General features: G+C 72.4%; 15 protein-coding genes and 1 pseudogene. 9 read left to right on the top strand and 7 right to left on the bottom strand.

The genetic code is table 11. The features are described from left to right. Window positions 1-4 precede the first annotated feature (4 nt). The 4 genes and pseudogenes from GSY69_RS03795 (at window position 5) to GSY69_RS03785 (ending at window position 3,724) form a co-directional block, all read left to right on the top strand. Window positions 5-2,212: an ATP-binding protein gene (locus GSY69_RS03795; protein WP_202410788.1), complete on the top strand. Its 2,208-nt coding sequence runs from the start codon at window positions 5-7 to the stop codon at window positions 2,210-2,212. Further along, window positions 2,209-2,742 (top strand): annotated as a pseudogene (locus GSY69_RS15335) (enoyl-CoA hydratase-related protein); the annotation flags it as partial. The gene GSY69_RS03795 and the pseudogene GSY69_RS15335, both read left to right, overlap by 4 nt. Before the next feature lie 62 nt (window positions 2,743-2,804). Next, window positions 2,805-3,053 carry a Clp protease/crotonase-like domain-containing protein gene (locus tag GSY69_RS14120; RefSeq protein ID WP_202410787.1) on the top strand — a complete coding sequence of 83 codons (249 nt, stop codon included), beginning with the start codon at window positions 2,805-2,807 and terminating at the stop codon, window positions 3,051-3,053. 35 nt (window positions 3,054-3,088) lie between these two features. Then, complete coding sequence (locus GSY69_RS03785; RefSeq protein ID WP_160952552.1) at window positions 3,089-3,724, top strand: TetR/AcrR family transcriptional regulator; 636 nt, start codon at window positions 3,089-3,091, stop codon at window positions 3,722-3,724. Window positions 3,725-3,743: 19 nt separating this feature from the next. Here GSY69_RS03785 and GSY69_RS03780 read toward each other — a convergent pair whose 3' ends face one another. After that, window positions 3,744-4,736 (bottom strand): LacI family DNA-binding transcriptional regulator, encoded by a 993-nt coding sequence (locus tag GSY69_RS03780; RefSeq protein WP_268527637.1) that lies wholly within the window; start codon window positions 4,734-4,736, stop codon window positions 3,744-3,746. A 271-nt stretch (window positions 4,737-5,007) separates the two neighbouring features. Between GSY69_RS03780 and GSY69_RS03775 the strand changes: the two genes are divergently transcribed. The 5 genes from GSY69_RS03775 to GSY69_RS03755 are packed head-to-tail and all read left to right on the top strand — an operon-like array spanning window position 5,008 to window position 11,559. Beyond that, entirely contained in the window at window positions 5,008-6,372 is a 1,365-nt protein-coding gene (locus GSY69_RS03775; RefSeq protein ID WP_202410786.1) for an MFS transporter, read from the top strand. Then, window positions 6,369-6,746, top strand: a complete 378-nt coding sequence (locus tag GSY69_RS03770; protein WP_328698753.1) for an L-rhamnose mutarotase — start codon at window positions 6,369-6,371, stop codon at window positions 6,744-6,746. The genes GSY69_RS03775 and GSY69_RS03770 overlap by 4 nt, the downstream gene beginning before the upstream one ends. Window positions 6,747-6,802: 56 nt before the next feature. Then, window positions 6,803-7,969: an L-rhamnose isomerase gene (gene rhaI, locus GSY69_RS03765; protein WP_160952550.1), complete on the top strand. Its 1,167-nt coding sequence runs from the start codon at window positions 6,803-6,805 to the stop codon at window positions 7,967-7,969. Window positions 7,970-8,020: 51 nt separating this feature from the next. After that, on the top strand, window positions 8,021-10,063 hold the full coding sequence (locus tag GSY69_RS03760) for a bifunctional aldolase/short-chain dehydrogenase (RefSeq protein WP_160952549.1): 2,043 nt from the start codon (window positions 8,021-8,023) through the stop codon (window positions 10,061-10,063). After that, window positions 10,060-11,559, top strand: coding sequence for a rhamnulokinase (locus GSY69_RS03755; RefSeq protein ID WP_160952548.1), 1,500 nt, complete (start codon window positions 10,060-10,062; stop codon window positions 11,557-11,559). Before GSY69_RS03760 ends, GSY69_RS03755 begins: the two co-directional genes overlap by 4 nt. A gap of 4 nt (window positions 11,560-11,563) precedes the next feature. Here the strand turns inward: GSY69_RS03755 and GSY69_RS03750 are convergent, their stop codons facing one another. From GSY69_RS03750 to GSY69_RS03725, 6 genes are all read right to left on the bottom strand, one after another. Further along, window positions 11,564-12,382: a thioesterase family protein gene (locus GSY69_RS03750; protein WP_160952547.1), complete on the bottom strand. Its 819-nt coding sequence runs from the start codon at window positions 12,380-12,382 to the stop codon at window positions 11,564-11,566. 195 nt (window positions 12,383-12,577) lie between these two features. Next, window positions 12,578-12,766 (bottom strand): hypothetical protein, encoded by a 189-nt coding sequence (locus GSY69_RS03745; RefSeq protein ID WP_160952546.1) that lies wholly within the window; start codon window positions 12,764-12,766, stop codon window positions 12,578-12,580. Between the two features lie 38 nt (window positions 12,767-12,804). Beyond that, the gene (locus GSY69_RS03740; RefSeq protein WP_160952545.1) at window positions 12,805-13,131 is read right to left on the bottom strand and encodes a peptidase; all 327 of its coding nucleotides are present in this window, start codon (window positions 13,129-13,131) and stop codon (window positions 12,805-12,807) included. Next, window positions 13,128-14,423, bottom strand: coding sequence for an inorganic phosphate transporter (locus GSY69_RS03735; protein WP_268527658.1), 1,296 nt, complete (start codon window positions 14,421-14,423; stop codon window positions 13,128-13,130). Before GSY69_RS03735 ends, GSY69_RS03740 begins: the two co-directional genes overlap by 4 nt. 121 nt (window positions 14,424-14,544) lie before the next feature. After that, a complete protein-coding gene (locus GSY69_RS03730; RefSeq protein WP_160952543.1) occupies window positions 14,545-15,354 on the bottom strand; it encodes a PfkB family carbohydrate kinase in 810 nt (269 codons plus the stop codon). After that, entirely contained in the window at window positions 15,354-16,481 is a 1,128-nt protein-coding gene (locus GSY69_RS03725; protein WP_160952542.1) for a nucleoside hydrolase, read from the bottom strand. Before GSY69_RS03725 ends, GSY69_RS03730 begins: the two co-directional genes overlap by 1 nt. Between the last annotated feature and the right edge of the window lie 438 nt (window positions 16,482-16,919).

Genomic DNA, 16,919 nt, shown 5'->3' with positions numbered 1-16,919 from the left:
GACGATGAGCGACCAGGCACTGCGAACCGCAGGTGAGATCGGCCGCGTGCTCGTGGCCAACCGGGGCGAGATCGCCCGCCGGATCTTCACGACCTGCCGCGCCCGCGGCATCGAGACGGTGGCGGTGCACTCCGATGCCGACTCCGGGGCCGCTTTCGTCCGCGAGGCCGATGCGGCGGTGGCCCTTCCCGGCACAACACCGGCGGAGACCTACCTGCGCGGCGACCTCATCGTCGCGGCCGCGCTGAGCGCCGGGGCCGACGCCGTCCACCCGGGCTATGGGTTCCTCTCCGAGAACGCGGACTTCGCCCGCGCCGTCGCCGCGGCGGGGCTCACGTGGATCGGCCCGGATCCGGAGTCCATCGAGACGATGGGCTCGAAGGTCGAGTCGAAGGCGCTCATGGCCGAGGCGGGTGTGCCCGTGCTCGAGCGCCTCGACCCCGCAGCGATCGGCGAGGAGCACCTGCCGATCCTCGTCAAGGCCTCGGCCGGGGGCGGTGGGCGCGGCATGCGCGTCGTCGAGCGGCTGGCCGACCTCGACGAGACCGTCGCCGCCGCGGCGCGCGAGGCCGCGAGCGCCTTCGGCGATGACACGGTCTTCTGCGAGCGCTACCTGCCCACCGGCCACCACATCGAGGTCCAGGTGTTCGGCGACCGTGCCGGGACGGTGTGGGCCGTGGGCGAGCGCGAGTGCTCCATCCAGCGCCGGCACCAGAAGGTGGTCGAGGAGGCGCCCGCGCCGCTCGTGGAGCGGGTGGGCAGGGCCATGCGCGCGGACCTCTACGAGGCCGCCCGCTCCGCCGCCGCGCGCATTGGCTATGTGGGCGCGGGCACCGTCGAGTTCCTCGCCGCCGACGACGGGTCGTTCTACTTCCTCGAGATGAACACCCGGCTCCAGGTGGAGCACCCGGTGACGGAGGCGACGTGCGGGCTGGACCTCGTGGGCCTCCAGCTCGACATCGCCGCCGGCGCAGCCCTGGGTGCCGAGCCCGGCCCGCCCCGGGGGCATGCGATTGAGGTGCGCCTCTACGCGGAGGATCCGGCCGAGGACTGGCAGCCCCAGTCCGGCCCCGTGACGGCGTTCGCGCTGCCGAGTGCGCGCACCGCCTTCCGCCTGGCCGATGCGGGGGAGCCCTATGTCCGCTTGGACGCCGGCATCGAGGCAGGCGAGGCGATCACGACGTTCTACGACCCGATGATCGCCAAGATCATCGGTGTGGCCCCCACCCGCCGCGTGGCGGCCCGGGTGCTCGCAGCGGCGCTGCGGACAATGCAATGGGACGGCCCCGTGACGAACGCCGCCATGCTCATCCGCGTGCTGGGCGACGAGGCGTTCCTCACCGGTGAGACCGCCACCACGTACTTCGCAGAGCACCCCGAGGTGCTCGGGGCCCAGGGGCCCGATGATCGTGTGCGCCGTGAGGCCGGGTGGATGGCCGCGGCGGCGGCGCTCGCCCAGGCCGCTGCCGTCGAGGCCGGCCAGCCCACCGGGCTGTCGGACATGCCGGTCCCTGCACCGGGCAGCATTGCAGCCGGTGAGCGGGCCGGGGGGCAGCGCAGCGGTGAAGACGCGCTCGCGCTCGCGATCGCGCGGGACAACCCCCGCCCGCACATCGGCGGCTGGCGGCTCTTCCACACGGACTGGACCCGGCGCAGCGCGCGCGTGGCCGGCCTCGAGGCCCAGATCGGCTACCGCCGGCTGCGCGGCGGGTGGGAGCTCGAGCCGGGGACGCTGCCCGTCGGCGAGGCGGTGGAGGTCGTCGCGGTGGCGCCGAGCGAGGTGACGCTGCGGGCCGCGGGGGTGGAGTGCCGCTTCGCTGTCCAGCCCACCGCGAGCGGGGCACTCGTGTCCTCGCCCACCGAGGCGCAGGCGCTCGCATGGCTGCCCCGCTACAGCGACCCGGCCGCCGAGGCGGTGCCGGGCAGCCTGCTGGCGCCGATGCCCGGCACCGTCATCCGGCTGGAGGCCCGGGTGGGCGAGCGCGTGGAGGCCGGGCAGCCCCTGCTGTCCATCGAGGCGATGAAGATGGAGCACACGATCCGCTCGGACGTGGCCGGCACGCTCACCGAGCTGCGGGTGGCCCAGGGCGACCAGGTCGATGTGGGGGCGCTCGTCGCGGTCATCGCGGACGATGGGGCACCGGCCGAAGGCGGAGCCGACAGTGCCGGTGGCGAACCAGCTGCCACGGGTGCGAAAGGACGCGAATCATGAGCGTGCAGTACGCGGTGGAGGGCAGCGTCGCGACTCTGACCCTGGACGAGCCGAGAAACCGCAACGCGATCACGCCCGAGCTGCTGGCCGGCATCGCGGACGGCCTCGCCGCCGCGGAGGCCGATGAGCGGGTGCGCGCCCTCGTACTCGCCCACACCGGCACCACGTTCTGCGCCGGAGCCGACCTTTCCCGCCGCCCGGGCCAGGACACCGAAGGAGCGACCGGCGCCGAGGCGGGCCAGGGGAGCGAGTCCCCGAGCGGCCCGGGTGATGCCCAAGCCGCGATGCGCGAACGCGGCCGGGCGAGCCAGGCGGTCAACCGGGCCCTGCTGGCCTCCCCACTGCCGGTCATTGCGGCCCTCGACGGCCACGTGCGGGCCGGCGGGATGGGCCTGGTGGCATGCTGCGACATCGTCATCGCCGGCCCCCGCTCCACGTTCGGGCTGAGCGAGGTGCGGATCGGCGTGGTGGCGGCCATGATCGCGGCGCCGGTGCTCGCGCGGCTGGGCGACCGGACCGCGGCGGACTGGATGCTGCGCGGCGCCCCGTCGGCGCCGCGGAGGCAGCGACCGCGGGCTTCATCACCCGCGCCGTGGACGGTGCGGAGGTCAGCGTCACCGCCGCGGTCGACGAGGTCGTGGCCGACCTGCTGCGCGGTGCGCCGAAGGCCATTGCGGCGTCGAAGGCACTGGTCAACCGCAGCGCGCTGGCCGCCGTCGATGAGCGCGGGGAGGACCTCGTCGCCCTGTCGGCGGAGTTCTTCACCGGGGCCGATGCCCAGGCCGGGCTGGCAGCGTTCGCGCGCAAGGCGGACCCGCCGTGGGCCGCGGGTCGCTCGTGACGGCGGGCGGCGCCCCTGCCCTAGAATCGAGCGCGATGACCGCCGCAGACCCCGCCCCCGCCTCGCCGGCTCCGCAGCACGGCCACGCGCCCAAGCAGGATCGCAGCCGCGTGACGCGCGAGCGCATCCTCGAATCGACGATCGAGGCGCTCGCCGAGCGCGGCTGGCAGGCGACGACGACGACGGTGGTCGCCGAGCGCATCGGGATCAGCCGGGGGGCGCTCCAGCACCACTTCCGCACGCGGGAGGACCTCTTCCTCACGGCGCTCGATGCGATGTTCGAGCGCAATCTGCAGCTGACCATGCGCGATGAGGAGCGGCTGCCCGACGGCGACGAGCGCTTCGACGTCCTCGTCGCGCGCATCATGGACTACTACACCTCGGATGCGTTCACGGCGGCGCTGCACGTGTGGACGGCGGCGGCGGGGGAGCCCGCGCTGCGCGACCGCATCCTGCCGCTCGAGGCGAAGTTCGCCCGCGGCGTCTTCGAGCAGGCGGTCGAGCTGCTCGATGCGGACATCTCCGATGAGCGCACGCGCCGACTCATCCAGCTCACCCTCGACCTCGCCCGCGGCCTGGGCCTGGCCGACGTCCTCACCGACGATTCGGCTCGGCGCGCGCGGATCGCGAAGTTCTGGGCCGGCGAGCTGCGCTCGATCAAACGGCGCTGAGGGAGCGCAGCTCGGCCCCTCAGCCGTCCGTGGACTCCCGCACCACCAGCTCCGGGGCGAACGTCACACTCGTCCGGTCGTCCTCGCCCAGTAGCATGCGCACGGCGGTGGCGCCCAATTCGCGGGCGGGCTGGCGAACGGAGCTCAGCGCCACCATCGTCGCCGCGGCGAAGTCGATGTCGTCGTAGCCGATGAGCGCGATGTCGTCCGGAATGGCGGCCCCCGCCAGCACCAGGGCCTGCATGACCCCCACTGCCACCAGATCGTTCGCGCAGAAGAGCGCATCGGGTCGGCGCGGGGCGGGCCGCATGATGAGCTGCTCGCCGGCAGCGCGGCCGGCGAGCACGGTCGTGGCAGGAGTGTCGAAGCGCTCGAGCTCCACGTTCCCACCGGCGAGCTCTGCGGCCTGCTGCGCACCGGTCCAGCGGTCGGCCACCTGCCGGATGCGGTGCGGGCCGCCGACGAACCCGATCCGGCGCCTCCCGGCGCCGATGAGGTGTGACACCGCCAGCGCGCCCCCGGCCACGTCGTCCACGGCGACGGACGGCAGCGCGGAGCCTTCCGGCTGCGCGTCGACGAGGACCACGGGCGTGCCCCGCTTCGCGATCTGCGCCAGACGCTGCGGCGGCCACGCCGCGGGGGAGAGCAGGATGCCGTCGGCGCCCTGCTCGGAGAAGAGGTCGAGGTAGCGCCGCTCGCGCGCCTCATCCGCACCCGAGGTGCCCACGAGCACCGCGTGCTCGCTCGCGTCGGCCTGCTCCTCCGCACCGCGGATGACGTCCGCGAAGAAGGGGTTTGCGGCGTCCAGGACGACCGCGCCCACCGTGAGGCTGCGGCCGCTGCGCAGCTGGCGCGCGGCTCCGTTGCGCACGAAGCCCAGTTCGGCGATGGCGGCGTCGACGCGGGCAACGGTGTCGGCGGCGACCTTTTCGCGGTGGTTGAGCACGTGGGACACGGTGCCCACGGAGACGCCGGCTGCGCGCGCCACGTCGCGGACTCCGATGCGTGCCACGCGCTGCTCCTTTCGCTGGCTGCCCGCCTGGGCTGCGTTTCGGCTGCGCCGACTCCGCCCGGCCTCAGTGCCGGTGCGGCCCAGCCGCGATGAGGCGGGCGGACGGTGGCACCGTCGAACCGGACGGGTGTCCGCGGATTCGGGCGAACCGCGTCTCTCATCTTGTCACACGGATCACAGGATGCTAGCGTCGCTCCCGACGAATGAAACGTTTCAATACGTTCACCGACCGCGGTTCATCGTCGAACCGCATCACCCACGGAGGCAGCCGATGACGGCTCAGAAGCCCATCCGGGCCTCGCGACGGCGCTGGCGCGCCACGGTCGCGGTGGCCATGTCGAACTACATCGAAGCGGGCTCGATCATCGCGATCGCCACGAGCCTGACGATGTGGCAGGAGAAGTTCGGACTCACCAGCCTGGCCGTCGGGCTGCTCGCCGCGCTGTCGGCCAACGCGTTCGGCGCTGCGATCGGCTCGGCGATCGGCGGCCCCCTGTCCGACCGCTACGGCCGCAAGTTCATCTACACCTACGATCTGCTGCTCTACATGGTCGGGGCGCTGCTCGCCGTCTTCGCGGTGAACTTCGCCATACTCCTCACCGCGTTCATCGCCATGGGCATCGCAGTCGGCGCCGGCGTCACCGCGGCGTGGACTTACATCGCCGAGGAGGCCCCGGACGGTCAGCGCGCCGCGCACGTGGGCGTCGCCCAGCTCGCCTGGTCGATCGGCCCGATGGTCGGGTTCCTCCTCGCGATCGTGGTGGGCCCGCTGGGCCTGCTGGGCTCGCGCATCGTCTTCGCCCACCTCTTCGTCATCGCGTTCATCACCTGGTGGGTCCGCCGCGGCCTCGAGGAGTCCGAGCGCTGGAAGGCACACCGCGATGACCCGAATCGCCAGGGCTACTGGAAATCGGTCGGCCAGCTCTTCACGAAGAAGCGCAACCTCACTGCGCTCGCCTTCCTCATCGGCGTCTACGGACTGTGGAACACGGTGGCGGGCCAGGCCGGCATCTTCCAGCCGCGCGTCTACGAGGCCACCGGCCTGACCGATCCCGCGCAGCAGAACTGGCTGCAGGTTCTTGTCTGGGGCCTCACCTCCCTGTTCACCGTCATCGGCTTCATGAAGTTCGGCGACCGCGTCTCCCGGCGCTGGCTGTACTTCGTCTTCGCGCTCATCGGCATCATCGCCTGGGCTGTGCTCATCTACTCGCCCCCCGGGTACTTCTCCCTCTTCGCCTTCGCGATCGGCTGGGGCATCTCGTCCGGTGTGGGCGCCCAGGCGTTCTACGGCCTGTGGACCGCGGAGCTCTTCGCCACGCGCTACCGCGCCAGTGCCCAGGGCTTCCTCTTCATGCTCGCCCGCGTCATGGTGGGCGTCCTGTCCCTGTGGTTCCCGCTCATGCTCGAATCGATCGGCCTGCACGGGCTGGGCACCCTCATCATCGCCCTTCTCGTCGCCGCCCTGCTCATCGGCACGATCTGGGCGCCGAACACCTCGGGCAAGACCCTCGAGGAGATCGAGGAGGAGCGCTACGGCACCCGCGCCGCCATCCGGCCCTCGCTCGCCGCGGAAGCACTCGCGGCGGCCGCCCCGGCCGCTGGCACCTCGGCGGCGCGCGATGGCAGCCCGCAGTGAGACAGGCGGCCGAGCAGCGACCGCCTGTCGGACAGCCGCGGGAGCGCATCTGCTTCCAGATGCAGGTGGACCCCGAGAGCCTCGACGAGTACATCGAGGCCCACGCCGCCGTCTGGCCGGACATGCTGCGCGCGCTGGCCGCCGCCGGTTGGACGAACTACTCCCTCTTCGCCCGACCCGACGGCATGATCATCGGATACGTGGAGACGGATGACTACACCACCGCCCAGGACAGGATGAGCGCCACGGAGATCAACGCCCAGTGGCAGGCCCACATGAGCCGGCTCTTCGCCGCCGGCGGCTCGTTCGACACCGGCCAGGTGCGCCTGGCCGAGATCTTCCACCTCGAAGACCAGCTCGCGAACCTGGGCTGAGCGCCCAGCCCAACTGCTTCAACCCCGCCCGGCACCCGGGCTCGAAAGGACGCACCATGCCGACATTCGACGACATCGCCGACCAGCTCGCCACCCAGGCCATCGAACTGCCCTCCTGGGCGTTCGGCAACTCCGGGACCCGCTTCAAGGTCTTCGGCACACCGGGCACGCCCCGCACCCCGCAGGAGAAGATCGCCGACGCAGCACAGGTCAACCGCTACACCGGCCTGGCGCCCACCGTGGCCATCCACATCCCGTGGGACAAGGTCGACGACTACGCGGCCCTGCGCGAATTCGCCGCGGAACAGGGCGTCGCACTGGGCACGGTGAACTCCAACACGTTCCAGGACGACGACTACAAGTTCGGCGCGCTCACCCACGCGGACGACGCGATCCGCCGCAAGGCCATCGCCCACCACCTCGAGTGCATCGACATCATGGACGCCACCGGTTCGCGCGACCTCAAGATCTGGCTGGCCGAGGGGTCGAACTACCCGGGCCAGGCGGACATGCGCGGCCGCCAGGACCGCCTCCAGGACTCCCTGCAGGAGATCTACGCCCGCATCGGCGACAAGCAGCGCCTCGTGCTCGAATACAAGTTCTTCGAGCCGTCGTTCTACCACACGGACGTGCCGGACTGGGGAACGAGCTACGCCCAGGTCAGCGCCCTGGGCGAGCGCGCGATGGTGTGCCTGGACACCGGCCACCACGCACCGGGGACGAACATCGAATTCATCGTCATGCAGCTGCTGCGCCTGGGCAAGCTGGGCTCGTTCGACTTCAACTCCCGCTTCTACGCAGATGACGACCTCATCGTGGGCGCGGCCGATCCGTTCCAGCTCTTCCGGATCCTCGTCGAGGTCATCCGGGGCGGGGGCTACGGCCCGGATTCTCCCGTCGCGTTCATGCTCGACCAGTGCCACAACGTGGAGGACAAGACCGCCGGGCAGATCCGCTCCGTGCTCAACGTCCAGGAGATGACCGCCCGCGCCCTCCTCCTCGACCGCGAAGCGCTGGCACAGGCCCAGGCCGCCAATGACGTGCTGGCCGCCAACGCGATCTTCATGGATGCCTTCTCCACCGACGTGCGCCCGCAGCTCGCACAGTGGCGCGAGTCCCGCGGCCTGCCGGCCGACCCGATGCGCGCCTTCCTCGACTCCGGCTACCAGGAGACGATCGCCGCCGAGCGCGTGGGCGGCCAACAGGCCGGCTGGGGCGCCTGAGCCCCGCCTCACCTCTCTCAACGCAGACCAGACCAACCAGCAGGAGCAGCCGTGCCCACAACCAATCCCACCGTCGCCGAGCTCATCGAGCGGTCCAACCGCCTCGGCTCGGACCCCCGCAACACGAACTACGCCGGCGGCAATACGTCAGCCAAGGGCGTGGAGCGCGACCCGGTCACCGGCGAGGACGTCGAGGTCGTCTGGGTCAAGGGATCCGGGGGAGACCTGGGCACGCTCAAGCCCGAGGGCCTGGCCGTCCTCCAGCTCGACCGGGTCAAGGCGCTCACCGGCGTCTACCCCGGGGTCGAGCGCGAGGACGAGATGGTCGCCGCGTTCGACTACTGCGCATTCGGCAAGGGCGGTGCGGCCCCGTCCATCGACACCGCCATGCACGGGCTCGTCGACGCCGCCCACGTCGACCACCTCCACCCGGACTCCGGGATCGCACTGGCCACGGCGGCAGACGGCGAGGAGCTGACGAAGAAGGTATTCGGCGATCGCGTCGTGTGGGTCCCGTGGCGCCGCCCCGGCTTCCAGCTGGGCCTCGACATCGCAGCGATCAAGGAGGCCAACCCGCAGGCCGTGGGCACGATCCTGGGCGGCCACGGCATCACCGCGTGGGGTGAGACGAGCGAGGAGGCGCGCACCAACTCGCAGTGGATCATCGACACCGCCGAGGCATACATCCGCGAGCACGGCGCAGCCGAGCCCTTCGGCGCAGTGCGCGAGGGCTACGAGGCGCTTCCGGACGGGAAGCGCAACCGGAAGGCCGCGGCCATCGCCGCGCACCTGCGCGGGATCGCCAGCCAGGACAAACCGCAGGTGGGCCACTACACGGACTCCCCGGTCGTCCTCGACTTCCTCGCCCGCGAGAAGATGCCCGCACTGGCCGAGCTCGGCACCTCGTGCCCGGACCACTTCCTGCGCACGAAGGTCAAGCCGCTCGTCGTCGACCTGCCCGCAGACGCCACGGTCGAGCAGATCGTCGCGGCGCTGCCGGACCTGCACGATGCCTACCGCGCGGACTACGCCGCCTACTACGAGCGCTACGCAGACGCTGAGAGCCCCGCGATGCGCGGTGCGGATCCTGCCATCATCCTGGTCCCGGGTGTGGGCATGTTCTCCTACGGGGCGGACAAGCAGACCGCCCGCGTGGCCGGCGAGTTCTACGTCAACGCGATCAATGTCATGGCCGGCGCCGAAGCCCTTTCCGCCTATGCGCCCATCGACGAGTCGGAGAAGTTCCGCATCGAGTACTGGGCGCTCGAGGAGGCCAAGCTCAAGCGCAAGCCCGCACCAAAGCCGCTGGCCGGCCGCATCGCGTTCGTCACCGGCGCCGCGAGCGGCATCGGCAAGGCGATCGCCACTCGGCTGGCCGGTGAGGGCGCCTGCGTCGTGGTCGCCGACCTCGACAGGGCCAAGGCCCAGGAGGTCGCGGCCGAGCTCGGCTCGTCGGACGTCGCCGTGGGAGTGGCCGCCGATGTATCGGACGAGACAGCGGTGCAGGCCGCGCTCGAGGAGACGGTGCTGGCATTCGGCGGCATCGACCTCGTCGTGAACAACGCCGGCCTGTCGCTGTCGAAGTCGCTGCTGGAGACCACGGAGCAGGACTGGGACCTCCAGCACTCCGTCATGGCCAAGGGCTCGTTCCTCGTGTCGAAGACGGCCGCCCGCTACCTCATCGACCAGGGCATGGGCGGGGACATCATCTACATCTCCTCGAAGAACTCCGTGTTCGCCGGCCCCAACAACATCGCCTACTCCGCGACGAAGGCCGACCAGGCCCACCAGGTCCGCCTGCTGGCAGCGGAGCTCGGCCAGTACGGCGTCAAGGTCAACGGGATCAACCCGGACGGCGTGGTGCGCGGCTCCGGCATCTTCGCCGGCGGCTGGGGCGCCCAGCGCGCCAAGACCTACGGCATCGAGGAGAAGGACCTGGGCAAGTTCTACGCCCAGCGCACCCTGCTGGGCCGCGAAGTCGTCCCGGAGAACGTCGCGAATGCCGTCTACGCGCTGTGCACGGCCGACTTCTCCCACACGACGGGCCTGCACGTGCCCGTCGACGCCGGCGTCGCCGCGGCGTTCCTGCGGTGAGCGCAGCCGCACCGGGCGCGAACGGCGCCGTTCCCGCACCCGAGGCGCTCCGCACCTCGGGCCCGGGGGCGCGGCTGGCCGCGGTGGACCTGGGCGCGACGTCCGGCCGCGTCATCCTGGGCGCCGTGGAGGGCGGGCGGCTGCGCATGCGCCACATCGCGCGGTTCTCAAACGATCCGGTTCGCCTGACCGAGGACGGCGGGGTGGGCCTGCACTGGAACATCACCGCGCTCTACCAGAGCGTGGAGGACGGGCTGTGCACCGCGGCTGCGGAGGCCGGAGGCCTCGATTCGATCGGCATCGACTCGTGGGCTGTGGACTATGCGCTGCTGCGCACCGGGCGGATGCTCGGCGTGCCCTACCACTACCGCGATGAGCGCACGGCCCGCGGCGTGGAGCTCGTGCGCGAGCGGCTGACCGCGGCGGAGCTGTTCTCGGCCTCCGGCCTCCAGCACCTGGACTTCAACACCGTGTTCCAGCTGGCGCTGGAGGCCGAGGGCGGCTGGCTCGAGCTGGCCGACCGGCTCCTGCTCATCCCGGATCTCCTGGGCTACTGGCTGACGGGGCAGGCCCGCGCGGAGGCGACCAACGCCTCCACCACCGGTCTGCTGGGGGTGCGCAGCGGCACCTGGGATGCCGCGCTGCTCGAGCGCTTGGGCTATCCGCGTGCGCTGCTGCCGGACCTCATCGCCCCCGGTGAGCGGCTTGGCACGCTGACCACCGCGGTGGGAGAGCGCATCGGGGCCCCCGGCACGCCGGTGACGGCGGTGGGCTCACACGACACCGCATCCGCGGTCGTCGCCGTGCCCATGGAATCGCGCAGCGCCGCCTATATCTCGAGTGGCACCTGGTCGCTGGTGGGACTCGAGCTGGACGAACCGGTGCTCAGCACGGCGGCGCAGGAGGCGAACTTCACGAACGAGGGCGGCGTCGACGGGCGCGTGCGATTCCTCAAGAACGTCTCGGGCCTGTGGCTGCTCAGCGAATCGATGCGCACGTGGGAGCGCGGTTCCAGCGGTTCGGAGCGCGCCTCGGACCTCGCGGAGCTGCTGGCCGCCGCCGAGGCCGTCGAGCGGCCCGTGCCCGTCTTCGATGCGGGCGATGAGGTATTCGTCGCCCCGGGCGATATGCCCGCCCGCATCGCCCAGTGGTGCTCGCAGCGCGGCATCGAACCGCCCCGTACCCGGCCGGAGGTGGTCCGCAGCATCCTCGAATCGCTCGCCGCGGCCTATGCGCAGACCATCGAGCAGGCCGAGGCGCTTGCCGGCCGGCGCGCGGATGTCATCCACATCGTGGGGGGCGGTTCGCAGAACGCGCCGCTGTGCCGCCTGACCGCCCAGCGGACGGGCCGCACCGTCATCGCCGGCCCGGTCGAGGCGACGGCCATGGGCAATCTTCTCGTCCAGGCCCGGGCGGTGGGTGCGATCGATCCCGCGGCGAGCCTCGAGGACCTCCGGGAGATCGTGCGCGCCTCCGCCCCCGTCCAGCGCTACTGAGCCCTCACAGCTCCTGGGCGACCATCGTCTGCACGCCGATTCCCACCTCGCCGCGCCCATCGGCGAGGACGTTGCGGACCAGGCCACCGTGGCCCGGGGAGGCGATGGACTCCGCGCTCATGCGCAGCCACTCGCCCTCCGGGTCCCGGTGCAGGGACACGGAGATGTCGCAGTTGATGTAGCGGTGGCGGCGGGGATCGAGCGTGAACGTGACCCCGCCCGCCGAGTCGGCCAGGACGAGCGCGCGCTGGAACGCGTCCGGCTCCTCGCCCTCGACGAGGTCGATGAGCTGGCGGCCCCAGACTTCGGCGACACCCCCGCTGCCCGGCCCGCCGGTGGTGAAGCGCCATTCGACGGCGGCGAGGTAGCCGTCCTCATGCGCGCCGGGGATGAGCGAGCCCTCCAGGGTCGCGGAGGCGGGCGGCAGCTCCAACGCGGTGCGCCGGGGACCCGATCCCGCCACCGCGGCGGCGCCATCGGCCGGCAGGGGCGGAAAGTCGGCACTTGCGCGCAGGATCCGCCACCCCCGGGCCGCGAGCACCGGGCGCCCGCCGGCCGAGGCCGTTGCCTCGATGAGCTCCATGGACCGGCCGCCGCGCAGCGTGCGCGCGCTCACCTCGAGCGGCGCCACGGGGATGGGGCCCAGGATGTCCGCGCGGAAGTCCGCCAGGCGCATGCCCTCGCGCGGCTCGTGGCGCTCGATCGCCCGGGCCAGGAGCGCCGAGGGCGGCCCGGCGTGCTGCGCTTCCGCACTCCACGGGCCGGCCGTGGCCGGGTGCGATGCGTACACCGCGTCGTCGAGCTGGCTGTAGAAGGAGCTCATGCGTCCGTCTCCTTTGTCCGGGTGCCTGTCGAACGGGCGTTCAGTTCGCAGTGTAATCCGCGGCACAGCGTCGCCGCAGCAGACACCAGCGCAGCGTTCCCGGCGTTGCTGGTCCCGGTGGGGCTGCTTCTCCCGTCCGTGGGCCGGATGGGGGCTGGTGTCCCCCCGATTCGCGGCCGCGCGCATTGCACGACCTCAGTCGGCGGGCCCCTCGGGGTGCTCGGCGAGGAAGGCGCACGTGGCGGCATCGGCGACCGCAAGGACGCCCATCGGCTCACCACCGTCGCACGTGCGCAGCTCGACCCGCACCTCGGCCGCGCCAGCGCCATTCAGCACCCGCCAGGTGCCGCCGGCCGCGCGCCAGCGCTCGAACGCGGGATCCACCGTGCTGCCCGAAGCCCAGTGCTGTCCGCAGGCCCGTGCTACCCGAAGACCAGGAGCGCCACCGCTGCCAGCACGCATGCCCCGCACAGCCCGAAGCACGCGTAGGCGAGCGCCAGCACGAGCGTCTGCTGGGCGGGGGACAAGGCGACCTTCTTGGCCGCCTTCGCGGCCTTCTTCTCCGCCTTCGCCGCCTGCTTGGGCGTGAGGACGGTGATGGCGTCGGGGAACTCTGCGGGGGGCACCACGGGCGGTCGGCCGGCCGCCACGAGGAGCCGCAGGCCCAGCGCGTAGAGCGTGACGAGGACGCCAGCGCCCACCAGGGCGACGACGAAGACGACGAGGAAGGCGTACCAGTCGATGGTCACGGCCGGTCTCCCTTCGCCTCGGCGGAGGAGCGCTCCTGCGCGGCGCGCTCCTGGGACTTCTGCGCGGCCCCGCGCACCTGCTTGGCGCGCTTGCGGCGCTGCCGGGCGCGCTCCTGCCGGGGGGTGAGCGGCGGGTCGCTGTCGAGCACGACGGCGGTGCCGGACTCCGCGACATCGCTGACCGCGTTCGTGTGGTCGACCTGGTTGAGCCGCGAGCGCACGAACAGGCCGCAGACCACGGCGGCCACGGCCACCGCGTCGAGCGCCAGGCCCCAGGGGCCCAGCCACACGACGATGAGGGCGGAGATCGCGCCCACGATGCCCGCGGCGGGGAGGGTGAGCACCCAGCCGATGACGATGCGCCCGGCCGTGCCCCAGTTGACCTTGGAGCCGCGCCGTCCCAGCCCGGAGCCGATGACGGAGCCGGAGGCCACCTGTGTCGTCGACAGGGCGAAGCCCAGGGCGGAGGAGGCGAGGATCGTGGCGGCGGTCGACGTCTCGGCGGAGAATCCCTGGGCCGGCTTGACCTCGGTGAGGCCCTTGCCGAGCGTCCGGATGATCCGCCAGCCGCCCACGTAGGTGCCCAGGGCGATCGCCCCGGCACAGGCGAGGACCACCCAGAACTGCGGCTCGTGGTGGCCGGCGGACTGCCAGCCCACGGCGATGAAGACGAGCGTGATGACGCCCATGGTCTTCTGGGCGTCGTTCGTGCCGTGCGCCAGGGCGACGAGCGAGCTCGTGAGGATCTGGCCCATCCGGAACCCGTCGCGGCCGTCGGGCTTCTTGTCGTAGCGCCGGGTGATCGCGTAGGCGAGCTTCGTGGCGATGAATGCGATGATCCCCGCGGTCAGCGGGGACAGCAGGGCGGGCAGGATGATCTTGGACACGACGATGCCGAAGTTCACGGCGGAGGCGCCGATGCCCACGATCGTGGCGCCGATCAGTCCGCCGAACAGCGCGTGCGAGGAGCTCGAGGGCAACCCGAGCAGCCAGGTGAGCATGTTCCAGCAGATCGCGCCGATCAGGCCCGCGAAGATGATCGAGGGGAAGACCCCGCCGGATATCCGGTCCTCCCGGATGATGCCGCCGGAGACGGTCTTGGAGACCTCGGTGGACAGCAGCGCCCCCACGAGGTTGAGCCCCGCGGCCAGGGTGACGGCCGTCTTGGGCTTGAGTGCGCCGGTGGCAATGGGGGTCGCCATGGCGTTCGCCGTGTCGTGGAAGCCGTTCGTGAAGTCGAAGAACAGCGCCAGGACGATGACGAGCACGACGGTGAGGACAACGTATTCCACAGGCTGCCTAGTCTCGCGGGTGCGGTGGTCTGCGCGCCCGCTGACTGTTGCGAGCATTCAACTCGATTTCACCCACAGTTCACAGGCGCCGCCCCCAGCGTAGCGCGCCCGGAGCCGGTGCTCACACAGCCCACCGCTGCGCGCCGATCCGGGTGACGGCCGCCGCCCCCGCGAGCACCGCCGCCTGGAGGGCCGCATCGCGCTGCTCGCCCAGGGCCAGCCGGGCGCACAGCGTACCGGTGAACGTGTCCCCGGCGCCCGTGGTGTCGACCGTTTCGACCCGCGGGGCCGAGGCGTGCACCCCGGCCCACAGTGCCCCCTGCTCGCCGAACGTCATGACGACGGCGTCGTCGCTGCGGCCCAGCTCGTTGGCCTCGAGCGTGTTGACGACGACGAGGTCCGCGGCTCCTGCCAGGTCTGCGGCCCCCGGGCTCCACGGCGAGGGGTTGAGCACGCTCGTGGCCCCCCGCGCGGCCGCGAGCTCGAAGGCGGCGGCCACGATGCCCTCCGGGATCTCGAGCATCGTCGTGAGCACGTCGCCGGGCGCCAGGAGCTCGCCCAGCGCGTCGAGCTCGGGCTGGCCCACGCTGCCGTTGGCGCCCGGGTCGATGATGATCGAGTTGCGGCCGGCGGAGTCCACGGTGATCGTGGCGCTGCCGGTGGGCTCCTGGGCGCGGCGCACCGCCGAGGTCTGCACGCCGCTGGCGGCCAGGTGGCTCAGGTAGCGATCCCCATGGGGGTCGGTGCCCACCGCGCCGATCATGTGCGTCTGCGCGCCGGCAGCTGCGGCGGCGACGGCCTGGTTGGCGCCCTTGCCGCCGGGCATGGTGGTGATGCTCGTGGCGCGGATCGTCTCGCCCACCTTGGGATGGCGGTCGACGGAGACGACGACGTCGACGTTGAGGGAGCCCAGGACGATGACGCGGCCCATCAGCGGGCCCCCCTTTCGCTCGACGTTGAGCTGGCGGACGTGTGGGCGGGCGCCGATGCGCTTGCGACCGGTTCACGGGCGGTGTCGGGCGCAGTCGCCGTGCCGTGGGGCGCTTCGCCGAGGGTCGGCGCGTGCGGCCCGAGCACGGTGGTGAAAAACAGCTCGCGCACGGCCCCGCCGTCCACGCCGGTGACCACGGTCGTGGCGGCCCCGGGCGTGGTGTGGCGCAGCGGCGCCCGGTGGGGCGCCTGGGCGTGGCCGTGCAGGTCGACGGCCGCCTCGCGCAGGTCGACGACGGTGCGCCCGCGGGTGAGCTCGCCGCGCAGCTCGACGGCCACGGGCGCCTCCGTGCAGGCGGCCAGGGATTCGTCGATGGCCACCGCAACGGCCCCGGCGTCGCCCAGGGTCGCAGCGTCCGGGAACGGCAGGCGCGCCTCGCCCGCGCCCATCTCCTGGCTGCGGCGCAGCAGGGCGCCCACCGCGGCGGCCACGGGATCCGGGGAGCTCGCCAGCTCGTCGATGGCGCCGGCGGGCACCGCGGCCTGGTAGAAGGGCTCGAGGCCGTACATGAGCAGGGGGATGCCGCTGCCCACGACGACCGCGGCGGCCTCCGGGTCGTGCCAGGCGTTGAATTCCGCGCTGGCGGTGGCGTTGCCCGCCCCGATCGCCCCGCCCATCCAGACGATGCGCCCGATCCGCGCGGCCGCCTCCGGGTGGGCACGCAGGAGGAGGGCGAGGTTCGTCAGCGGGGCCAGGCAGATGAGGGTGACGGGCGCCGGCGCCGCCTCCAGGGCTGCGCGCATGAGCTCGAGCGCCCCGCGCCCATCGGCGGTGCGGCCGTCCTGGGGCAGTGCCACGCCGCCCACGCCGTCGCCCCCGTGGACGTGATCGGCCGGGCGGGGCTCCTGCACGAGGGGTGCGGCCGCCCCGGCGCCCACCGGGATGTCCGGCGCGCCCACGAGCGAGAGGATCCCCAGCGTGTTGCGCACCACCTGGTCGCGGTCGACGTTGCCCGCGACGCACGTGATGGCCCGCACGTCCAAGGCGGGGTGGCGCACGGCGAGCATGAGGGCGAGGGCGTCGTCGATGCCGGTGTCGACGTCGAGGATGACGGGAGTGGTGGGCATGTGCGCGATCTTAGCCAGCCGTGCTTGGCGCCTCCTGAACCGCCGCGAGCTGGCCGCACCGAGCGGCGCTGGTGCGCCGGCCCGGTGCGCGCACGCTGCCCGGTGCGGGCGCCCTGGCTCGGTGCGGTCACACTGGCTCGGTGCGGCCACACTGACGGGTACGGTCACGCTGCCCGCTGCGAGTGCGCTGGTGCCATTCGGATGTGCCCCCGGCGTGGGTGCCGTGCTCGGCACCGGGGTCGGGGACAATGGCAGGGTGCGGGCCGGCCGGGTCCGCAGTGCGCACCGCGGCCGGTGCCGGGCACAGCGAACCAGGCCCAGCGGTGCGAACCCCAGCCACACGGTGTGCGCAGCAGACAGCGCGGGCCGCTCCGCACGGGGCGGGCCTCACCGCGCAGAGCAGCGACGACGGCCGCCTCGGCGTGGGCCGAGCGCAGG

It is taken from the genome of Brevibacterium rongguiense, assembly GCF_009857845.1.
Classification (GTDB): domain Bacteria; phylum Actinomycetota; class Actinomycetes; order Actinomycetales; family Brevibacteriaceae; genus Brevibacterium; species Brevibacterium rongguiense.
This window is presented reverse-complemented; position numbering and strand designations above follow the sequence as displayed.

What these genes read in the sequence shown, in the direction of transcription:
- GSY69_RS03750 (WP_160952547.1), bottom strand. Translation starts at nt 12,382, where the DNA reads ATGAGCTCCTTCTACAGCCAGCTCGACGACGCGGTGTACGCATCGCAC.
- rhaI (WP_160952550.1), top strand. Translation starts at nt 6,803, where the DNA reads ATGCCGACATTCGACGACATCGCCGACCAGCTCGCCACCCAGGCCATC.
- GSY69_RS03730 (WP_160952543.1), bottom strand. Translation starts at nt 15,354, where the DNA reads ATGGGCCGCGTCATCGTCCTGGGCTCCCTCAACGTCGACGTCGTCGTC.
- GSY69_RS03795 (WP_202410788.1), top strand. Translation starts at nt 5, where the DNA reads ATGAGCGACCAGGCACTGCGAACCGCAGGTGAGATCGGCCGCGTGCTC.
- GSY69_RS03725 (WP_160952542.1), bottom strand. Translation starts at nt 16,481, where the DNA reads ATGCCCACCACTCCCGTCATCCTCGACGTCGACACCGGCATCGACGAC.
- GSY69_RS03785 (WP_160952552.1), top strand. Translation starts at nt 3,089, where the DNA reads ATGACCGCCGCAGACCCCGCCCCCGCCTCGCCGGCTCCGCAGCACGGC.
- GSY69_RS03775 (WP_202410786.1), top strand. Translation starts at nt 5,008, where the DNA reads ATGACGGCTCAGAAGCCCATCCGGGCCTCGCGACGGCGCTGGCGCGCC.